The sequence below is a fragment of the Mesorhizobium amorphae CCNWGS0123 genome (assembly GCF_001686985.1).
In the GTDB taxonomy this organism is placed as follows: domain Bacteria; phylum Pseudomonadota; class Alphaproteobacteria; order Rhizobiales; family Rhizobiaceae; genus Mesorhizobium; species Mesorhizobium amorphae.
Map to the genome: position 1 here is coordinate 5,487,534 of NZ_CP015318.1, position 16,325 is coordinate 5,503,858.

Sequence of the window (16,325 nt, forward strand, 5' to 3'; positions counted from 1 at the left end):
TTCGAACTCAATGCGAGGCGCGGCGCAGGCCGAAGCTTGCGGCCAGCACCAGGAAGACGAGCACGCCGATGCCAACCTGCTGCCAGTAAAAATTCCAGCCGACCAGCAGCAGCCCGTTCTTGACGATGGCAAGCAGCAGCACGCCGAGCAGCGTGCCGATGACGGATGGCTTGCGCTCGCGGCTCAGCGTCGTGCCGATGAAGGTGGCGCCGATGGCGTCGAGCAGGAAAGCGTTGCCGGAGAGCGGCACGTAGGACTTCACCGTCGCCGACAGCAGGATGCCGGTGACGCCGGCGAGCAGCGCGCACAGCATATGGACCAAGGAAAGCTCGCGCGGCACGCGAATGCCGGAATACCAGGCCACACCAGGCTGCGCGCCCATCGCCTGCACGTAACGGCCGAAGACCGAGCGGTGCAGCAGGACATGGACCGCAACGGCCACGACGACAAGCACGATCACCGGCGTCGGCACGCCGAACAAAGCGGTGCGGGCAATGGCGTTGAACTGGTCAGCGGCATAGCCGCTTGTGAGATAGATCGGCTGGCCGCCGCTGGTGGCAAGCTGCTGCGTGCTCTGGCCGATGAAAAGCACGCCAAGCGTTGCCAGGAACGGGCTGATGTTGAGCCTGGTGATGAGGATGGCGTTGAGGATGCCGACGATCAGCGCCGCGCCCAATCCGCCGCCGACGCCGGCCACGCCGCCATAGCCAGCGGCAAGCAGCATCACGAAGACCATGCTGGCCATGTCTACGGAGACGCCGACGGAGAGATCGATGCCACCCGACGAGATGACGATGGTCAGCCCCAGCGCCACGATCGCCAGCATGACGACGTTGTTGACCAGTACGTTGAAGAGGTTCGCGAGCGTCAGGAAGGTCGGGCTCGCCACGGCGAAGAAGATGACGATGGCGGCGAACGCAATGAGCACGCTGTATTTGGCGAGGAAGGCGCGCAGGTTCATCTTGGGGCTGTCATTGGCCGAGACGCTCATCGTGAACCCTCCGAACCGCGCGCAAAGGATGTGATGGCGACCACCAGCAGGATCAGCGCGCCCTGCACGCCATTCACCCAATAGCTGGAGACGTTGAGCAGCTGGAAGCCGTTGACGAGAAGACCGATGAACAGCACGCTGAGCAGCGTGCCCCCCATGGTCGGCACGAAGCGGCGGGAAAAGACTGTACCGAGCAGCGCTGCCGCCAGCACTGACAGAAGCAGTTCGCCGGAGCCGGGCGTGCTGGCCGACAGGCGCGAGACGGTGAGCACACTTGCCACCGCCGCGCAGAAGCCGCTCAGCACGTAGGTGAAGGAGACATAGAAGGGCACGCTGAGACCGGCCGCGCGCGCTGCTTCGGGATGGCCGCCGACCGCGTAGAGCCGGAGCCCGAATGAGGTGTAGTGGAAGACAGCGATGACGAGGGCGGAGAACAGGATCAGCGCCCAGGCCAGCGCCGAAATCCCGAGAAAGGACCCGGAGACGAGGAAGCCGAGCAGCGGGGAGGATGCGCCGACGACCGTGTTCTGGGTAAGGGTGAGTTCCATGCCGGCCGCGACGTTGAGCACGGCAAGTGTCGCCAGCAGCGGCAGTATGCCGAGACCGACCACGGCAAGGGCGTTCAGCGCGCCGACCGCCATGCCGACGGCTATGGCCGCGAGCACCGACAGCATATCGCCATAGCCCATCGACAGCAGCGTGGCATAGACGGCGGCGCAGAGCCCCATATTGGCGGCGATGGAGAGATCGATGCCGCCTTCAGTGACATCGGAGCCGCCGCCGATGATGACCGAGGTCATGCCATAGGCGAGCACGCCCAGGATTGCCGACTGCTCGACGACATTGATCAGGTTGAAGGTCGAGGTGAAGCCCGGCGCGAGGAGGACGAAATAGAATATGATCCCGGCGAAGGCGGCAATCGCGCCGAGTCTAACGACCAGCGCGCCGAAGCGGCGGCCGGCGCTTTTGGCACTGGCGCGGGTCTCGTCGGAAACGACGGCTTCGGAATGGAGTGCGGTCGCGTTCATGCGGCAGCTTCCTTGACGGTGCGGGCACCGGACGATGCCGCGAGCAGCGCGTCGCTGTTCATCGCAGCACCGGAGAAGGTGCCGGCCAGCTTGCCGCGATAGACGACCAGCACGCGGTCGCAGACGCCGACCAGTTCGAGCAGGTCGGACGACAGGAGCAAGATCGCCGCGCCCTCGCCCGCCAGCCGGTTCAACAGATTATAGATCTCGACCTTGGCGCCGACATCGACAGCCACTGTCGGCTCATCCAGCACATAGACGCGCGACTGGCAGCTCAGCCATTTGGCGATCGCCACCTTCTGCTGGTTGCCGCCGGAGAGCTCTCGCACCAGCGCGTCGCGATGTGGCGTCTTGATCGATAGTTCCTTGATCAGGCCGTCGACCGCCTGGTTCTCCAAGCCACGGCTGACCATGCCGCCGCGCGAATAGCGGCGCAGGCTGGCGAGCGAAATGTTCTCGCGCACCGACAAGCCGAGCGCCACGCCATGCGCGCGGCGATCTTCCGGCAGCATGGCGATGCCGTCGCGCACCGCCTTGACCGGCGTCGACAGCGACAGCTCCCTGCCCTCGACCTTGACCTGACCGCCATCGGCTGTCTTGAGGCCGAACAGGCACTGGACGATTTCCTTGGCGCCGGATCCGAGGAGGCCGGTGAGGCCGACGATCTCGCCGGCGCGCACGTTGAAGCCGACATTCTCGAAACTGCCGCCCAGGCGAAGATTGGAAACCTCCAGCACCGGCGCGCCGAGCGTGACCGAGCGCTTCGGAAACATCTCGCCGACATCGCGGGCGATCATCATCGAGATGATCTCGTCGATCGATGTCTGGCGCGGATCGACCGTGCCGACATCGGTGCCGTTGCGCATCACGGTGACGCGGTCGCAAAGCTTCTCGATCTCCTGCATGTAATGCGAGATGAAGACCACCGCGATGCCGTCGTCGCGCAGCCGGCGCAGCACGTCGAACAGGCTGTCCACCTCGCGCTTGACCAGTGCCGCGGTCGGCTCGTCCAGCACCAGCACCGACGCTTTCTGCGCCAGCGCGCGGGTGATCTGGACGACCTTCTGCTGCGCGGTGGTCAGGTCTTTCACAAGATTTCCCGACGGCAATTCCATGCCGAAGAACCGCTTCAGCAAATCGGCTGCCTTGCGCTCCATGGCGCGGCGGCTGACAAATGGGCCGAGGCCGATTTCATGGCCGAGGAATACCGCCTCGCCGACCGTCGCGGTCGGCACCAGCAGCCTGTCCTGATGGATGAAATGGACGCCGAGCTTTTCCACCGATGGAGGCGACAGCGAAGTCACGGTCTCGCCATTGATGACGATGGTGCCACTGTCCGGTCGGATGATGCCGGCCAGCACCTTGATGATCGTCGACTTGCCGGCGCCGTTCTGGCCGACAAGGCCGAGGATCGAGCCGCGCTCAATCTCGAGGTTCGCGTTGTCCAGCGCTCGCACCGGACCGAACCGCTTCGATATGTCCGTCATCGATACAGCAATTTCAGACTTTGCTGTCTGCATGGCCGTCAATCCTGGTTGATGGTGGGCGGGCGGCCATTTCCCTAGGATGGCTGCCCGCCGTTTCGTTCCGCCTATTTAACGCCTGCCTTTTCGGCGGCGTCGAGGAACGGCCTTCCTTTTTCGGCGGCATTTTCCTTGTTGATCAGCACCGCGGGCACGAAGGTGAAGGGCGCGACCTTCTGGCCGGCAAGATATCTGGCGGCATTGTCAACCGACGTCTTGCCGATCTCATAGGGCTGCTGCGCGGCCACCGCGCCTGCAGACGACTTCGGATCCATCACCATCTTGATGACTTCCGGGCTGCCATCGATGCCGTAGGTCTTGACCTCGTTGCGGCCAGCAGCCTCGACCGCTTGCGTGGCGCCGATCTGCGGCACGTCCCAGCAGGCCCACACCGCGCCGATCGAACCCTTCTCGGGCGCCTTGGTCAGCATGTCGGTGACGTTGGAATAGGCGCTCTGCACGGTGTTCGGGATGACGTCGCGCAGTTCCGGTTCGACGATCTTCACATCGGGGAACGAGGTCAGCACATATTTCAGCTGGTCGTAGCGGATCTTGCAGACCGGCACGCTGTAGAAGCCGTTGAAGACCAGCACATTGCCCTTGCCGCCCATGTCGGCGACCATCTGCAGCGCGATCTCGGCGCCGATATTGTAGTTGTTCGACGTGGTGTTGTTGATGGCGTGCGGCGTTGCGGTATCGACCGTGAACAGCGGGATGCCGGCGTCGCGGATCTTTTGCAGCCACGGGTTCAGCACTTCGAGATTGCCGAGCTGCTCGATGATGGCGTCGGGCGTCTGCGCGATTAGCGTCTGCAGCTGGGCGATCTGCTGCTGATCCTTGCGGCCGGCGTCAAGCGCGATGACTTCGCCGCCGAGTTCCTTGACTCGGTCCTGGATGCCTTTGAACGCCATTAGGTCCCAATAATGGTCGGTACCGATGGCGGACACGCCGATGCGCTTGCCCTTGAGCGACAGTTCCTCGGCGCTGGCGCTGGAGATGGCGGCCAGGCTGCAAGCCGCCGCCAACCCTAGGGTGAGCGCCCCGATGATACCTTTCATTGATCTGGTCATTTTCATTTCCTCCCTTGTTGATCGCTCCGGGCCTTCCCGAAGGATATGCGAAACTGTGGATTGCTGCTCCTCAGGCAGCGGCGCCATTGTCGCGCAGGCCGTAGCTGGCCATGCGCTTGATGACGTTTTCGATCTCCTCCTCGGACAGCACCGGCGGCTCGCCGATCTGCAGGGCACCGTGATACTGACGCGCCAGCGTTTCCACCTCGACCGCCAGCCACATCGCCTGGCTGAGGCTGGAGCCGACCGCGATCATGCCGTGCTGTGCGAGCAGGCAGGCCTTGCGATCGCGCAGCGCTTCCACCGCATGCGCCGAGAGCTCCGCCGTACCGAAGGTGGCGTAGGGCGCACAGCGAATGTCACTGCCGCCGGCGACCGCCACCATGTAATGGATCGCCGGTATCTTCCGGCCCATGATGGCGATGGTCGTGCAGTAAGTCGGATGCGCGTGGACGACCGCGTTGACCTCGGGCCGCGCCTTCATGATGTCGAGATGGAAACGCCATTCGCTCGACGGTGGCAGGCGCCCGTCTACCTCGCCGTCCCAGGCCATGAAGACAATGTCCTCGGGCACCAGCGTCTCGTAAGGCGTGCTGGTCGGAGAGATCAGCATGCCCTCGCCATGGCGCCTGCTGACATTGCCTGACGTGCCTTGGTTGATGCCCAGCGCGTTCATCTCGAGGCAGGCATCGATGATTGCCTGGCGTGCCTCTAGGTCAGAAACGGTCATGCGGTATTCCAATCCTTGCTCGGCCGTCACCAGGCCGTGTAGCCACCATCGATCGACAGGATCGCGCCGGTGACATAGCTCGACGCCGGTGAGGCGAGAAACAGGATCGCCGAAGCGATCTCGTGCGGCTCGCCCAGCCGGCCCATTGGCGTCATGTCGATCCAGGTGTTGAAGAGCTCGGGACGCTCACGCATTTTCAGCGTCATCTCGGTGCCGACATAGCCCGGCGCTAAGGCGTTGACGCGTACGCCGGATTTCGCCCACTCCACGGCGAGCGCCTTGGTCATCATGTGTACGGCGCCCTTGCTCACCATGTAGGACGGCGCGGTCTGCGGACGGTTGATGATCAGGCCCGACATCGAGCCGAGATTGACGATCGAGCCCTTCTTGCGGGCGACCATGGACCGGCCGAAAGTGCGCGAGGCCCAGTAGACGCCGTTGACGTTGACATCCATAACCTGGCGCCATTCCTCGTCTGATGTGTCGAGCGCGGTGTTCAGGCGAGCGATGCCGGCGCTGTTGACCAGTATGTCGACCTGGCCGAAATCGCGGACGATCTTGGCGGCCATCGCCTCGACGGCACGCGGATCGGTGACGTCGAGCACGCGGGCATCGACGCTTCCGACACCGGCCTCCTTAAGCGCCTCGGCGACTGCATCCAGGCCCTCCATATCCATGTCGAGCAGGACGATGCGCGCGCCGCAGGTGCCGAGCGCCTTGGCGGCCTCCAGACCGATGCCGCTGGCACCGCCGGTGACGACGGCAACCTCGCCCGTCAGGTCGAATTGCGACCGGTAGTCCATGCAAATCCTCCATCAGGATCAGGCATGGGCGCGGGCAAAATCTTCCCCTCGCCGCCAAGGCGGCGTCGCAAGCCGATCGATCCTGATAATGCCTTAGAGGTCAGGCTCCTCCCGACCCATGGCAAGGACGTTACAGAAGCTTCCCGGGTCCGTCAATCTGGTTATAACCAGAAAACGGAAACTTTTTTGAGTGATAAGATTCAGGTGCGATCGACACCGTTCACCGTCGCCGACGGCTGCTCGACGGCCATGTGGATGCGGGCGACGGAGGAGTTGTAGAAGGCCTCGTAATATTCGAGCGCCGCACCGTCCGCATCATAGGCGATCGACTCGATTTCGATCAGCGGCGTGTTGGCGGCAACGCCCATCTGCTCGGCCTCTTCCTTGGTGGGCAAAGCCGCGCGCAGCCAACGGTCGGCGCGCTTCACTGTCAGCCCGAACACCGAGCGAATGGTGCCGAAAATCGAGTGGTTTTCCGACAGGATGTTTTCGAGACCGGGCACCCGATGCCCCGGCAGGCTGATGCGAGTCATGGTGATCGGCACGCCGTCGGTCATGTAGACGCGGCTGATGCGAACCACGCTGCCATTAGCTGGAATGCCGAAGACCTTCGACTCCTTCTCGCTCGGCGGGCAGCGGTAGATTTCGAGCGTGCGCGTCGAGACCTTGTGGCCCTTGGCTGTTAGGTCGTCGAACACACCGAGATTGGCGGTCATGAAGTCGACATGCTCGCGCGGTGCGGCGACAAACATGCCCTTGCGGGGCATCTTAATGATGCGGCCTTCGCTGGACAGGGAGCCGATCGCCGCGCGCACGACCGGGCGCGAGACGCCGAAGAAATCGCACAGCGCCATCTCCGACGGGATGCGGGAATTGGCGGCCAGGAGACCGGTGTTGATGGCTTCCTCGACCTGGTTACGCAATTGCACCCAGAGCGGTGCGGCCTCGTCGCGATTAAGTTCGACCTTGGAACCGATCGTGCGGAACGCCTCGGCGGCTCCGGCATCTTCCTGGTCATAGCGAGGACGCCCACGCATTCTGGTCGTTTGTTCCATTCAACCCGCCGCAAATCATTGCCGCGACTCAAAGCGGCAGCGTCCTCCCTAGCGGAGGCCGCCGGCCATATTCACGCTCTCCGGCAAGTTTCGCAACCACAGCATGGCCGAAGCCCCGAGAAGCGGCCCGGGAACGAGCAGCAGGAAGGCCCAGCGCCAGCCGCCGATGAGGTCGGCGAAGCGTGGTGTCAGCCAGATGGCCAGCACCGTCAGCGCGAAACCGGCACCGAGTTGCACCGACAGCGCCGTGCCGACGAAGCGGCGGTCGGCGAGTTCGGTGACGGCAGCGGAAAACTGCGCGGAATCGCCGACCACCGAAATGCCCCAGACGATGGCGACCAGCATGAACAGCCAGAGCGGCCCCGTGAACAGGAAGCCCATCAGCAGTGCACAGCTTCCCGAGACGATCATCATGCCGGCGGTTGTCGCCGTTCGGCCGATGCGGTCCGAGAGATAACCTCCGAGCAGGCAGCCGAGGATGCCGGAGGCCACGACGAAGAAAGTCGACAGCGAGGTGACAGCGGCAGTTCCGATCGCCTGTGCTTCGAAAGCGGCGCGCGTGTAAGCAAGCAGCCACGCCCACATGGCGTAGAGTTCCCACATGTGGCCGAGATAGCCGAGATTGGCGAGCAGCAGCGGCTTCTCGCGAAACACCTGACCGATGCGCGAGGGCTCGAAAGCCGCCTTGCCGAAGGGATAGGGCCCTTCCCTGGCAAACAGCAGGAACAGCAGCGCGCCGATCGTTGTCGCAAGGCTGGCGGCGGCAACCACCGGCTGCCAGTCGAGCGCGCTCGAGGCGGCGCGGAAGAGATGCGGCAGCGCCGAGCCGATGGTCAGCGCGCCAATGACCGCGCCGAGCGCCAGCCCCCTGTCGCGCGTGAACCAGGTCGCGACCAGCTTCAGGGCCGGCGGATAGACGCCGGCGAGTGCCGCGCCGGTAACGATGCGCGCGGCGATGGCGCCGCTCGGATCGGGGTGGAACAGCAGGCTGGCATTGGCGAGCGCGGCAACCAATGCTGCCGCTGCCATCAGACGGCTGAGCCGCATCAGGTCGGGAAGGTTGACCAGGCTCGCCGCCAGCGCGCCGATCACGAAGCCGACCTGGACACCGTTGGTCAGCCACGCCTCGGCGCCGGCAGTGAGCGCAAGGTCCTGCTTCAGCTCCGGCAGGATGGCAGTTGCCGAGAACCAGGTGGTCAGCGACAGAACGACAGCCAGGCAAAGCAGCGACAGCACACGCCAGCGTTCGCTGTCGGCCGCCACGCCGGGACGGCTGTCGTCCATCGCGATCATGCGCCTTGCAGCGGAACGGTGAACACCGTGGCCGTGCCGGTGAGACAAAGCTCGCCCTGGCCGTTGTGCACCGATGTCTCGATCTTGCAGATCGGCTTGTCGGGGCGCACCTCCCTGACCTCGACGCGTCCGGTGATCTCCTCGTCAACCCCGACCGCCTTGACGAACTTCCAGGCGACTTCGAGGAACACGGTGCCGGGTCCCGGCAGGTCTTCCGCGACCAGCGCATTCAGGATGCCCGATGTGACGCCGCCCTGGACGATCAGCTTGCCGAACACCGATTTCTCGGCCAGCGCGCGGTCATAGTGCAGCGGATTGCGGTCGCCGGTCATGTCGGTGAAGGCTTCGATGTCGCTGGCGCGCGTGCGCCTCGTGCGTTCGGCGAAGGCACCGACTTGCGGGCGGCCCTTCACCACGCCTGCCCAGCCGTCTTTTGTCTCTGTGCTCATTGCGGCTTCTCCTCTGTTGCGGTTTCGACTGATTTGAAGGCTGGCAGGACACGGCCGCCGATGGCCGTTGGCGCGAGCAGCAACGCGTCTCCTACACGCGGTGGCCGCGCGCCGGGCAAGATGAAGCTCAGCATGGTCGGGCCCTCGGCCAGTGCGACCAGCCCAACCACATAGGGAGCGGCCGGCAGCCAGCCGGCATGGCCCGGCTTGTCCACCTGCGAAAAGGACTTCAGCTGGCCCTTGCCCGACGCCTCTTTCCAGACCAGGCGCTTGCTCCAGCAATGCGGGCAGATCGGCCGCGGATAAAACACGGCCTTGCCGCAGTCCTCGCAGTGCTGAATTCTTAGCCGCCCTTGCGCCGCCGCATCCCAGAATGGCTGGGTTAGCGCGGTGATCGTCGGACCGGGGGTTTTCAATGCGTTGAGATCGACGGACATCAGGCGACTCCCAGCACGAGTGCGGTCGCTTCGCTCATTGTCGCGCCATTGCCGGTGACCAGAGCGAGCCTAGCCTTTCCGATCTGGCGTTCGCCGGCATCGCCGCGCAGCTGGCGCACCGCCTCGACGACATGCGTCATGCCGCCGGCAAGATCTGGCTGGCCGAAGCCGAGCTGGCCGCCATGGGTGTTGAGCGGCTTGTCGCCGCGATGCGAAAGGTCGTGGTCGCGCAGCCACTCCCCGAACTGGCCGGACGCACACAGGCCGGCATCCTCGATCGTGGTGGCGACCATGATGGTGTAGCAGTCATAGAGCGACAGAAGGTCCATATCGTTGATGCGCGTGCCGGACTGGGCGAAGGCCCGCGCTATGGCACTCTTCAGTGGGCCGGAAGTGAGGCTTGGCGCCTGGCTGACCGCACGATGCGTGACCTTCTCGCCGGCGCCGAGCAGGTGCACGTGTGGTCTGCGCAAGGAGCGCGCGTGTCCGGCCGAGGTGACTATGACCGCTTCGCCGCCGGCGACCGGCATGACGATTTCAAGAAGATGCAGGGGCGAGGCGATGATCGGCGAAGCCAGGACCGTTTCCACATCCCCCGGCTTACCGAAGAAGATGGCATCCGGGTTCAGTTGTGCGTTGGCGCGAGCGGCTGCCGCGATCATGGCGAAATCCTTCGGAGTCGATCCATACTCCGCCATATGCGCCTGCATCAGCAGCGCGTAGGAGATGTTGGCGCCCGAAGCACCGAACGGCACGTCGAACTCGCGGATCGGATTGCGGTTGGGCGAGCGGGGTGCCGTCTCCTCACGATTGTTGGCGAGCACGCAAAGTACCGTCTCGCACATGCCCGCTTCGATCGCTGCCGCCGCGCGCCAGACCATGCCAGCGCCGGAGGCACCACCGAGATCGACAACATTGGCCATCGTCGGTGCCAACCCGAGATATTCGGCGATGGTTGCCGGAACGTGTTGCGGCGTTTCGCCGACCTGCGGCCCGACCAGCAGCCCGTCGATGGCTTCCGGCTCCAGTCCTGCATCGAACACGGCGAGCCGCGAGACTTCGGCAATCATTTCCAGTGTCGTCACGCCGCTGGTCAGGCGCTGTGGCTTCAACTCGCCTATGCCGACGACTGATCCCCTGGCCTGGCTCATGCCGCCTTGCTCCTGTCGAGCGCACGATATTCGTCAAGACTCGCGGGATTGGCCAGAGAAGCCAGGTTCCTGACCGGCTTGCCCTCAACCGTGGTGCGCGCAGCGCCCTCCACCCGTTTGCCATTGAGGGTGTAGGGCACGGCGTGCACGACATGGATGCGATGCGGGACATGCCGCGGCGAGGCGTCCTCGCAGATCGCCTTGCGAATTCGTCCGGCAAGTTCAGGCGTCAGCGCGAAGCCGTCATTCAGTTTGACGCAGAGCACGATCTCTTCGTCGCCTTCGACCGGCGTGCCGAAGACCAGGCAATCCTCGATCTCGGCAAAGGCCTCGCAGGCGGCATAGATCTCGGCCGTGCCGATGCGCACGCCGCCGGGCTTCAGCGTCGTGTCCGATCGGCCATGGATGATCCCCGAGCCATGCGCGGTCATCTCCGCGACATCGCCATGCGTCCAGATTTCCCGGCGTGCCGCGAAATAGGTGGCGTGGTAGCGCGCATCGCCGTCTTCGCCCCAGAAGGTCAGCGGCATGGACGGGAACGGTTCGGTGCAGACCAGATCACCCTGCCGGCCGATGACCGGTGCATTGCGCTCGTCCATGACAGCCACCGCGAGGCCCAGCCCTTTGACGGTCAGCTCGCCACGGCGAACAGCATGGATCGGCGAGCCGAGCAGGAAACAGCCGATGATCTCGGTGCCGCCCGAGATCGAGGCAAAGATCATGTCCTGCTTCACATGCGCATAGACCCAGTCGAACTGGCCGGGCGAGACTGGCGCACCGGCCGAGAGCAGCGAGCGCAACGAGGACAGGTCGTGCAGACGTCCCGGCGCGTAGCCTTCGCCGGCCAGCGTAGCCAGATATTTCGGGCTGGTGCCGAAATGGGTAACGCTTGCACGCTGCGCCATTGCCCAGAGCGGACTGGGGTCGAGGCCATCAGCGGTTTTCAGGATCGGCGCGCCGTCGTAGAGCACGACAGCCGCGCCGCAGGCGAGGCCCGAGATCAGCCAATGATACATCATCCAGGCCGTGTTGGTGTACCAGCTCACCACATCGCCGGGGCGAACGTCGCCATGCAGCAGATGTTCCTTCACATGCTGGAGCAGCACGCCGCCGGTGCGGTGGACGATCGCCTTCGGGGCACCCGTGGTGCCGGAGGTGTAGAGCACATAGGCCGGATGATCGAACGGCACACGTTCGAAGACCAATGTACCGTCGCTGCCGAAATCGTCGAAGGCGAGACAAGTCGCCGCGCAGTCCGGCTTCGCGCCCGCCTCCCCGGCCAGCACCAGCATGGTCACCGTTGGCATCGCCGCGACGATCTCGGCCAGCCGATCGGAAATGTCGTGCTCCTTGCCCGCATAGCGGTAGCGGGGTGCTGCAAACAGCGCCTTGACGCCAATCTGGCCGAGGCGGTCGACGATCGCCGCGGCGCCGAAATCCGGCGAGCAGGACGACCAGACAGCACCGATCGAAAGCGTCGCCAGAAGCGCAATGAGACCTTCGACACGGTTGGGCAGGATGCCTCCGACGCTGTCGCCCCTCGCCACGCCGGCCGCGCGCAGGCCTTGCGCTGTCCGTGCGACACGCCGGCGCAGTTCACCAAGCGTGAACGTGCGGAAATGGCCGCCCTCGTCGGCCTCGATGACCGCGACCCGATCATCGTTGCCACGCAAAAGGTTTTCCGCGAGATTGAGCGATGCGTCCGGGAAAAACCGGCTCTGCGTCATCGGCGCCTGATCATCGCGCAGGAAAGATCGCGCGCCGGGATCACCGATCACGCCGGCAAAGTGCCACACCGCCCGCCAGAACGCGCCGGGGTCACTGACCGACCAGCGATGCAGCGTCTCGTAGTCGCGAGGGTCGAAGCCGTTGGCCAGACAAAAGATCGCAAGATTGGACGACCCGAACGCGGCTGGCGCCGGCGCCCAAAGCACGGATGACATGGATTTCCTCCCACAATGCAGGCCGGCGCGAAGCCGTCATCTTGTCTGCATGTTGCTTTCAGATTATTGGTTATGACCAGAATGTCAAGCGGCGAGAACAGCCTTCCTGCCGCACAAATGGAGGACAGAAAATTGATGGATGCGGTGTACATCGTCGCGGCCAAACGCACGCCGATCGGCAAGCTGAACGGCGCGCTCGCCAGCCTCTCAGCGGCGGAACTGGGTGGGCAGCTCATTCACGCGATGCTTGCGGAAAGCGGGCTAGCGTCTGATGCCGTCAGCGAGGTGATCATGGGCCAGGTGCTGACCGGCGGCGCCGGGCAGAACCCGGCAAGACAGACATCGGTCAGGGCAGGCCTGCCGGTCAGCGTGCCCGCCATGCGATCAACAAGGTGTGCGGCGCCGGCCAGAAATCGATCCATCTTGCCGCGCAGGCCATTCGCTGCGGCGACGCCGATTGCGTCATCGCCGGCGGACAGGACTCGATGACGTCTGCGCCGCATTTCATTGCAGGTGTTCGCGGCGGCATCCGCATGGGCGACTGGATCGCCAAGGATTCGATGATCACCGACGGGCTGTGGGACGCCTTCCATCAGGTCCATATGGGGGTCACGGTCGAGGCCCTGGCGCAGCGCTACCAGATCACGCGTGACGAGCAGGATCGTTTCGCGCTGCGCTCGCAGGAGAAAGCGGACGCCGCCATCCGCTCCGGAAGGTTCTGCGACGAGATCGTCCCTGTCTCGACAAAGGTCAGGCAAGGCGATGTCATCGTCGGCCGTGACGAGCATCCGAATTCCTCGACCACCCTCGAAGGACTTGGTCGGCTGAAGCCGGTCTTCGATCCGGCGGGGACTATCACGGCCGGCAATTCCTCCGGCCTCAACGATGGTGCTGCCGCCGTGCTGGTGATGTCGGAGATGCGGATGAAAGAACTCGGGCTAAGGCCCCTCGCCCGCATCGCGTCCTATGCTTCGGCTGGGGTCGAGCCGATGGATATGGGTCTAGGCCCTATCGCGGCGTCACGCCTTGCGCTGGAGAAGGCAGGTTGGCGGCCGTCCGAACTCGACGTCATGGAGATCAACGAAGCCTTCGCTGCACAGGCCATCGCGGTCAACCGCGAGTTGGGCTGGAATGAGGAGATCATCAACATCAGCGGCGGTGCCATCGCGCTCGGCCACCCGCTGGCCGCATCCGGCTGCCGCATCGTGGTGACACTACTTCACGAGATGACGAGGCGCGAAGCCAGCAAGGGCCTGGCCTCGCTCTGCATAGGCGGTGGCCAGGGCGTGGCGATCTGCCTGGAGCGGTGATCGGGACTCTAGTCAGTTGTTGTCTGGGGGCTTTGCACAATGGGCTTAGCCACGCCGCCTCAAGAATTTCGTCGCGGAGAATGACAGCTTTGGATGAACAGTAGGACTTAGCTTTACGGCCGACATGAGGGCGCAAAGCTGCCGCCCTCATGCGGCTGGTGCAGGTCAACTATGGGCTAAGACGGGCATACCATACGTCCAATCCAGTGATCCGGAACGACTCAAAGATCAATTTCGCTGCAGTCGCCGAAATCGTTCTCGAACACAATCCGATTTGATTTTTATGGGGGTTCGAGTCCATGGCGTGGGCAAAGAAAAAATAACTGTATAAAATCAAGAATTTAGATGGGTATTTTGGTGGGCCCGGAGGGACTCGAACCCCCAACCAAGCGGTTATGAGCCGCCGGCTCTAACCATTGAGCTACAGGCCCCACGCGGCTGGATTAGTGTTTTTCCCCGGCCGGCACAAGGCTTTCCGGACGGGCTGGCGACGATCGCCCAAATCAGCCCATATTCGCGCCCTAGTTGCCAGATGCGACTGGATCGCAGACCGAGGAGATTTTGATGACCAGACATCTTTTGCCGCTGACACTCATGCCCTTGGCGCTCGCCGCCGCGATTGCTTTTCCGGCAATGGCCGGCGCCGCCGATTCGCAGCCTGCGCCCCGCATCATCGTGTCGGGCGAAGGCCAGGCGACCGCGGCACCCGATCTGGCGCTGCTGACGCTCAGCGTCATGCGCGAGGCCAAGACGGCGCGCGCAGCGCTCGATGCCAACAACGACGCCATGGCCGCCGTGATCGCGGCGATGAAATCGGCCGGCATCAAGGATCGCGATCTGCAGACGGCAGGCATCCAGATCAACCCGCGCTACAACTACACCAACAAGCCGGACGGCAGCCAGGAGGCCGAGCTCGTCGCCTACCAGGTGACCAACACGCTTTCGGTGCGTATCCGCGACATCGACAAGACAGGCGATATCCTCGACAAGGCGGTGTCGCTCGGCGTCAACCAGGGCGGCGGCATCGCCTTCTCCAACGAGGATCCGTCCGCCGCCGTGACCGAGGCCCGCAAGAAGGCGGTCGCCGACGCCATGGCCAAGGCCAAGACCCTGGCCGACGCCGCCGGCGTCAGCATCGGGCGGGTGCTGGAGATCACCGATCAGAACATCGCCCCGCCACCGATGCCGATCAACGCCAAGGCCTTCGATGCCGCGGGCGCGGCGGTTCCGGTGCAGGCCGGCGAGAATTCCTACGTGGTGCAGGTCACCGTCACCTTCGAACTGAAATAGGCGACGTCAGCCGCTATCGACGGGACGAAAGCTGATCGGTTCGGATCGGTACAAGACATGAAAAACCCCGGGGGACTGGTCCCCCGGGGTTTTTTGAGCCACACGCTTCCGCCCTGGCGAAAGGGGCTCTGCTACTCAAGACTGATCTTCCCTAGAAGATCATGTCCAAGCTGATTGCCGGCCGGAACCTAGCGATAGATGACCGGGCAACCGCGCTCGTTGGCGAACACGACCACCACGCGGTCGCCATACTGGCGGCCCGCAACTTTCACGGTGCGTCGGCTGACGTCGACTATGCGGGCGCGGCGCAGGCCCATGCGCTCGGCCTTGTCGAGGGCGCGGTCCGGCGAACAGCCACGGCGGCGCCAGTCGCGTTCACGGCGGTAACCATCATCATCGCCGCTGTAGACGCCGATGCGCGGTTCATTGTTGTTGCCGAAGCCGAGATAGATGCTATCGGCGTGGGCGACCGGGATGGCGGCCAGCGTACCGAGACCGACCAGGGCCGAAAGGGCTGCCGTCTTGATGTTGAACATGTCTTCTCTCCTTGTTGCGGGCTCTCGCCCGTCCTCGTGAACCGATGGGGGGACAATGCGCTTGCCAGTCTGAACTCTTTGCGAACCGTCCATTCATCTTCGGTTCATGTGGCAAATCATCGGTTGGCGATCGGAACTCAAACGCCCGATCGCCTTGCCGGTTCCGGGCAAGCCCGGTCGGCGCGTGGTATTTGCTACCGATTTGCGGCGAAAATCGTGTCAGGGCTCGTCGTCGAGCATATAGTCGAAATAATCGTCCGGCTCGGAGAGGTCCGTCTCGTTGGCCTTGACCCGGCCGCGGATCGAGATGCCGGCTTCGTGCACGGTCTCGGCACTTCCCGAAACCAGCCTGTGCCACCAGTAAAGGTCATGCCCCTCCGCCACCAGCCGGTAGGCGCAGGTCCTGGGCAGCCATGTGATCGTGCGCACATTCTGCGGCGTCAGCCCGACACAATCGGGAACGCGCGCCAGCCGGTTGGCATAGTCGGCGCAGCGGCAGCTTTCAGAGTCGAACAGCCTGCAGCCGACGCTCGTCCAGTAGATTTCGCCGGTGTCCTCGTCCTCGAGCTTCGACAGGCAGCATTTGCCGCAGCCATCGCAGAGCGATTCCCACTCGGCCGGCGTCATCGCCTCGAGCGTTTTGGTTTTCCAGAATGGCGCGTCCATTGTGGCGATGTGGCCCTCACCGACGCCAAGGTCAAGCGCCGTCATCGCCG

At 64.0% G+C, this 16,325-nt stretch carries 15 protein-coding genes, 1 tRNA gene and 1 pseudogene; 2 read left to right on the forward strand and 15 right to left on the reverse strand.

Translation table 11 applies throughout. The features are described 5' to 3' along the window. Positions 1-7: 7 nt before the first annotated feature. The 12 genes from A6B35_RS25675 to A6B35_RS25730 form a co-directional block, all read right to left on the reverse strand. Positions 8-991 carry an ABC transporter permease gene (locus A6B35_RS25675; RefSeq protein WP_006205598.1) on the reverse strand — a complete coding sequence of 328 codons (984 nt, stop codon included), beginning with the start codon at positions 989-991 and terminating at the stop codon, positions 8-10. Continuing rightward, positions 988-2,019 (reverse strand): ABC transporter permease, encoded by a 1,032-nt coding sequence (locus A6B35_RS25680; RefSeq protein WP_006205597.1) that lies wholly within the window; start codon positions 2,017-2,019, stop codon positions 988-990. The genes A6B35_RS25675 and A6B35_RS25680 overlap by 4 nt, the downstream gene beginning before the upstream one ends. Then, entirely contained in the window at positions 2,016-3,506 is a 1,491-nt protein-coding gene (locus A6B35_RS25685) for a sugar ABC transporter ATP-binding protein (RefSeq protein ID WP_006205596.1), read from the reverse strand. Before A6B35_RS25685 ends, A6B35_RS25680 begins: the two co-directional genes overlap by 4 nt. 104 nt (positions 3,507-3,610) lie before the next feature. Beyond that, positions 3,611-4,612 carry a sugar ABC transporter substrate-binding protein gene (locus A6B35_RS25690; RefSeq protein ID WP_065518283.1) on the reverse strand — a complete coding sequence of 334 codons (1,002 nt, stop codon included), beginning with the start codon at positions 4,610-4,612 and terminating at the stop codon, positions 3,611-3,613. A 70-nt stretch (positions 4,613-4,682) separates the two neighbouring features. After that, positions 4,683-5,342 (reverse strand): L-fuculose-phosphate aldolase, encoded by a 660-nt coding sequence (locus A6B35_RS25695; protein WP_006206174.1) that lies wholly within the window; start codon positions 5,340-5,342, stop codon positions 4,683-4,685. Positions 5,343-5,368: 26 nt separating this feature from the next. Continuing rightward, on the reverse strand, positions 5,369-6,145 hold the full coding sequence (locus A6B35_RS25700; RefSeq protein ID WP_006206173.1) for an SDR family NAD(P)-dependent oxidoreductase: 777 nt from the start codon (positions 6,143-6,145) through the stop codon (positions 5,369-5,371). A gap of 200 nt (positions 6,146-6,345) precedes the next feature. Further along, complete coding sequence (locus A6B35_RS25705) at positions 6,346-7,182, reverse strand: GntR family transcriptional regulator (RefSeq protein ID WP_006206172.1); 837 nt, start codon at positions 7,180-7,182, stop codon at positions 6,346-6,348. Between the two features lie 66 nt (positions 7,183-7,248). Further along, positions 7,249-8,484, reverse strand: a complete 1,236-nt coding sequence (locus A6B35_RS25710) for an MFS transporter (protein WP_040584140.1) — start codon at positions 8,482-8,484, stop codon at positions 7,249-7,251. Between the two features lie 5 nt (positions 8,485-8,489). Beyond that, the gene (locus A6B35_RS25715) at positions 8,490-8,942 is read right to left on the reverse strand and encodes a MaoC family dehydratase (RefSeq protein WP_006206170.1); all 453 of its coding nucleotides are present in this window, start codon (positions 8,940-8,942) and stop codon (positions 8,490-8,492) included. Beyond that, positions 8,939-9,379, reverse strand: coding sequence for a Zn-ribbon domain-containing OB-fold protein (locus A6B35_RS25720; RefSeq protein WP_006206169.1), 441 nt, complete (start codon positions 9,377-9,379; stop codon positions 8,939-8,941). The genes A6B35_RS25715 and A6B35_RS25720 overlap by 4 nt, the downstream gene beginning before the upstream one ends. Beyond that, the gene (locus A6B35_RS25725) at positions 9,379-10,530 is read right to left on the reverse strand and encodes a thiolase family protein (RefSeq protein WP_006206168.1); all 1,152 of its coding nucleotides are present in this window, start codon (positions 10,528-10,530) and stop codon (positions 9,379-9,381) included. The genes A6B35_RS25720 and A6B35_RS25725 overlap by 1 nt, the downstream gene beginning before the upstream one ends. Beyond that, positions 10,527-12,473 (reverse strand): acetoacetate--CoA ligase, encoded by a 1,947-nt coding sequence (locus A6B35_RS25730; protein WP_006206167.1) that lies wholly within the window; start codon positions 12,471-12,473, stop codon positions 10,527-10,529. Before A6B35_RS25730 ends, A6B35_RS25725 begins: the two co-directional genes overlap by 4 nt. Positions 12,474-12,605: 132 nt before the next feature. On the opposite strand from A6B35_RS25730, the pseudogene A6B35_RS25735 reads away from it, so the two are divergent. After that, positions 12,606-13,783, forward strand: a pseudogene (locus A6B35_RS25735) (acetyl-CoA C-acetyltransferase). 355 nt (positions 13,784-14,138) lie between these two features. Here A6B35_RS25735 and A6B35_RS25740 read toward each other — a convergent pair. After that, positions 14,139-14,214, reverse strand: a tRNA-Ile gene (locus A6B35_RS25740). A gap of 133 nt (positions 14,215-14,347) precedes the next feature. On the opposite strand from A6B35_RS25740, the gene A6B35_RS25745 reads away from it, so the two are divergent. After that, positions 14,348-15,073, forward strand: coding sequence for an SIMPL domain-containing protein (locus A6B35_RS25745; protein ID WP_006206164.1), 726 nt, complete (start codon positions 14,348-14,350; stop codon positions 15,071-15,073). 188 nt (positions 15,074-15,261) lie between these two features. Here the strand turns inward: A6B35_RS25745 and A6B35_RS25750 are convergent, their stop codons facing one another. Beyond that, complete coding sequence (locus tag A6B35_RS25750; RefSeq protein ID WP_006206163.1) at positions 15,262-15,609, reverse strand: hypothetical protein; 348 nt, start codon at positions 15,607-15,609, stop codon at positions 15,262-15,264. 219 nt (positions 15,610-15,828) lie between these two features. Further along, positions 15,829-16,275 (reverse strand): YcgN family cysteine cluster protein, encoded by a 447-nt coding sequence (locus A6B35_RS25755; protein WP_040584137.1) that lies wholly within the window; start codon positions 16,273-16,275, stop codon positions 15,829-15,831. Between the last annotated feature and the right edge of the window lie 50 nt (positions 16,276-16,325).

What these genes read in the sequence shown, in the direction of transcription:
- A6B35_RS25675 (WP_006205598.1), bottom strand. Translation starts at nt 991, where the DNA reads ATGAGCGTCTCGGCCAATGACAGCCCCAAGATGAACCTGCGCGCCTTC.
- A6B35_RS25680 (WP_006205597.1), bottom strand. Translation starts at nt 2,019, where the DNA reads ATGAACGCGACCGCACTCCATTCCGAAGCCGTCGTTTCCGACGAGACC.
- A6B35_RS25685 (WP_006205596.1), bottom strand. Translation starts at nt 3,506, where the DNA reads ATGACGGACATATCGAAGCGGTTCGGTCCGGTGCGAGCGCTGGACAAC.
- A6B35_RS25690 (WP_065518283.1), bottom strand. Translation starts at nt 4,612, where the DNA reads ATGACCAGATCAATGAAAGGTATCATCGGGGCGCTCACCCTAGGGTTG.
- A6B35_RS25695 (WP_006206174.1), bottom strand. Translation starts at nt 5,342, where the DNA reads ATGACCGTTTCTGACCTAGAGGCACGCCAGGCAATCATCGATGCCTGC.
- A6B35_RS25700 (WP_006206173.1), bottom strand. Translation starts at nt 6,145, where the DNA reads ATGGACTACCGGTCGCAATTCGACCTGACGGGCGAGGTTGCCGTCGTC.
- A6B35_RS25705 (WP_006206172.1), bottom strand. Translation starts at nt 7,182, where the DNA reads ATGCGTGGGCGTCCTCGCTATGACCAGGAAGATGCCGGAGCCGCCGAG.
- A6B35_RS25710 (WP_040584140.1), bottom strand. Translation starts at nt 8,484, where the DNA reads ATGGACGACAGCCGTCCCGGCGTGGCGGCCGACAGCGAACGCTGGCGT.
- A6B35_RS25715 (WP_006206170.1), bottom strand. Translation starts at nt 8,942, where the DNA reads ATGAGCACAGAGACAAAAGACGGCTGGGCAGGCGTGGTGAAGGGCCGC.
- A6B35_RS25720 (WP_006206169.1), bottom strand. Translation starts at nt 9,379, where the DNA reads ATGTCCGTCGATCTCAACGCATTGAAAACCCCCGGTCCGACGATCACC.
- A6B35_RS25725 (WP_006206168.1), bottom strand. Translation starts at nt 10,530, where the DNA reads ATGAGCCAGGCCAGGGGATCAGTCGTCGGCATAGGCGAGTTGAAGCCA.
- A6B35_RS25730 (WP_006206167.1), bottom strand. Translation starts at nt 12,473, where the DNA reads ATGTCATCCGTGCTTTGGGCGCCGGCGCCAGCCGCGTTCGGGTCGTCC.
- A6B35_RS25745 (WP_006206164.1), top strand. Translation starts at nt 14,348, where the DNA reads ATGACCAGACATCTTTTGCCGCTGACACTCATGCCCTTGGCGCTCGCC.
- A6B35_RS25750 (WP_006206163.1), bottom strand. Translation starts at nt 15,609, where the DNA reads ATGTTCAACATCAAGACGGCAGCCCTTTCGGCCCTGGTCGGTCTCGGT.
- A6B35_RS25755 (WP_040584137.1), bottom strand. Translation starts at nt 16,275, where the DNA reads ATGGACGCGCCATTCTGGAAAACCAAAACGCTCGAGGCGATGACGCCG.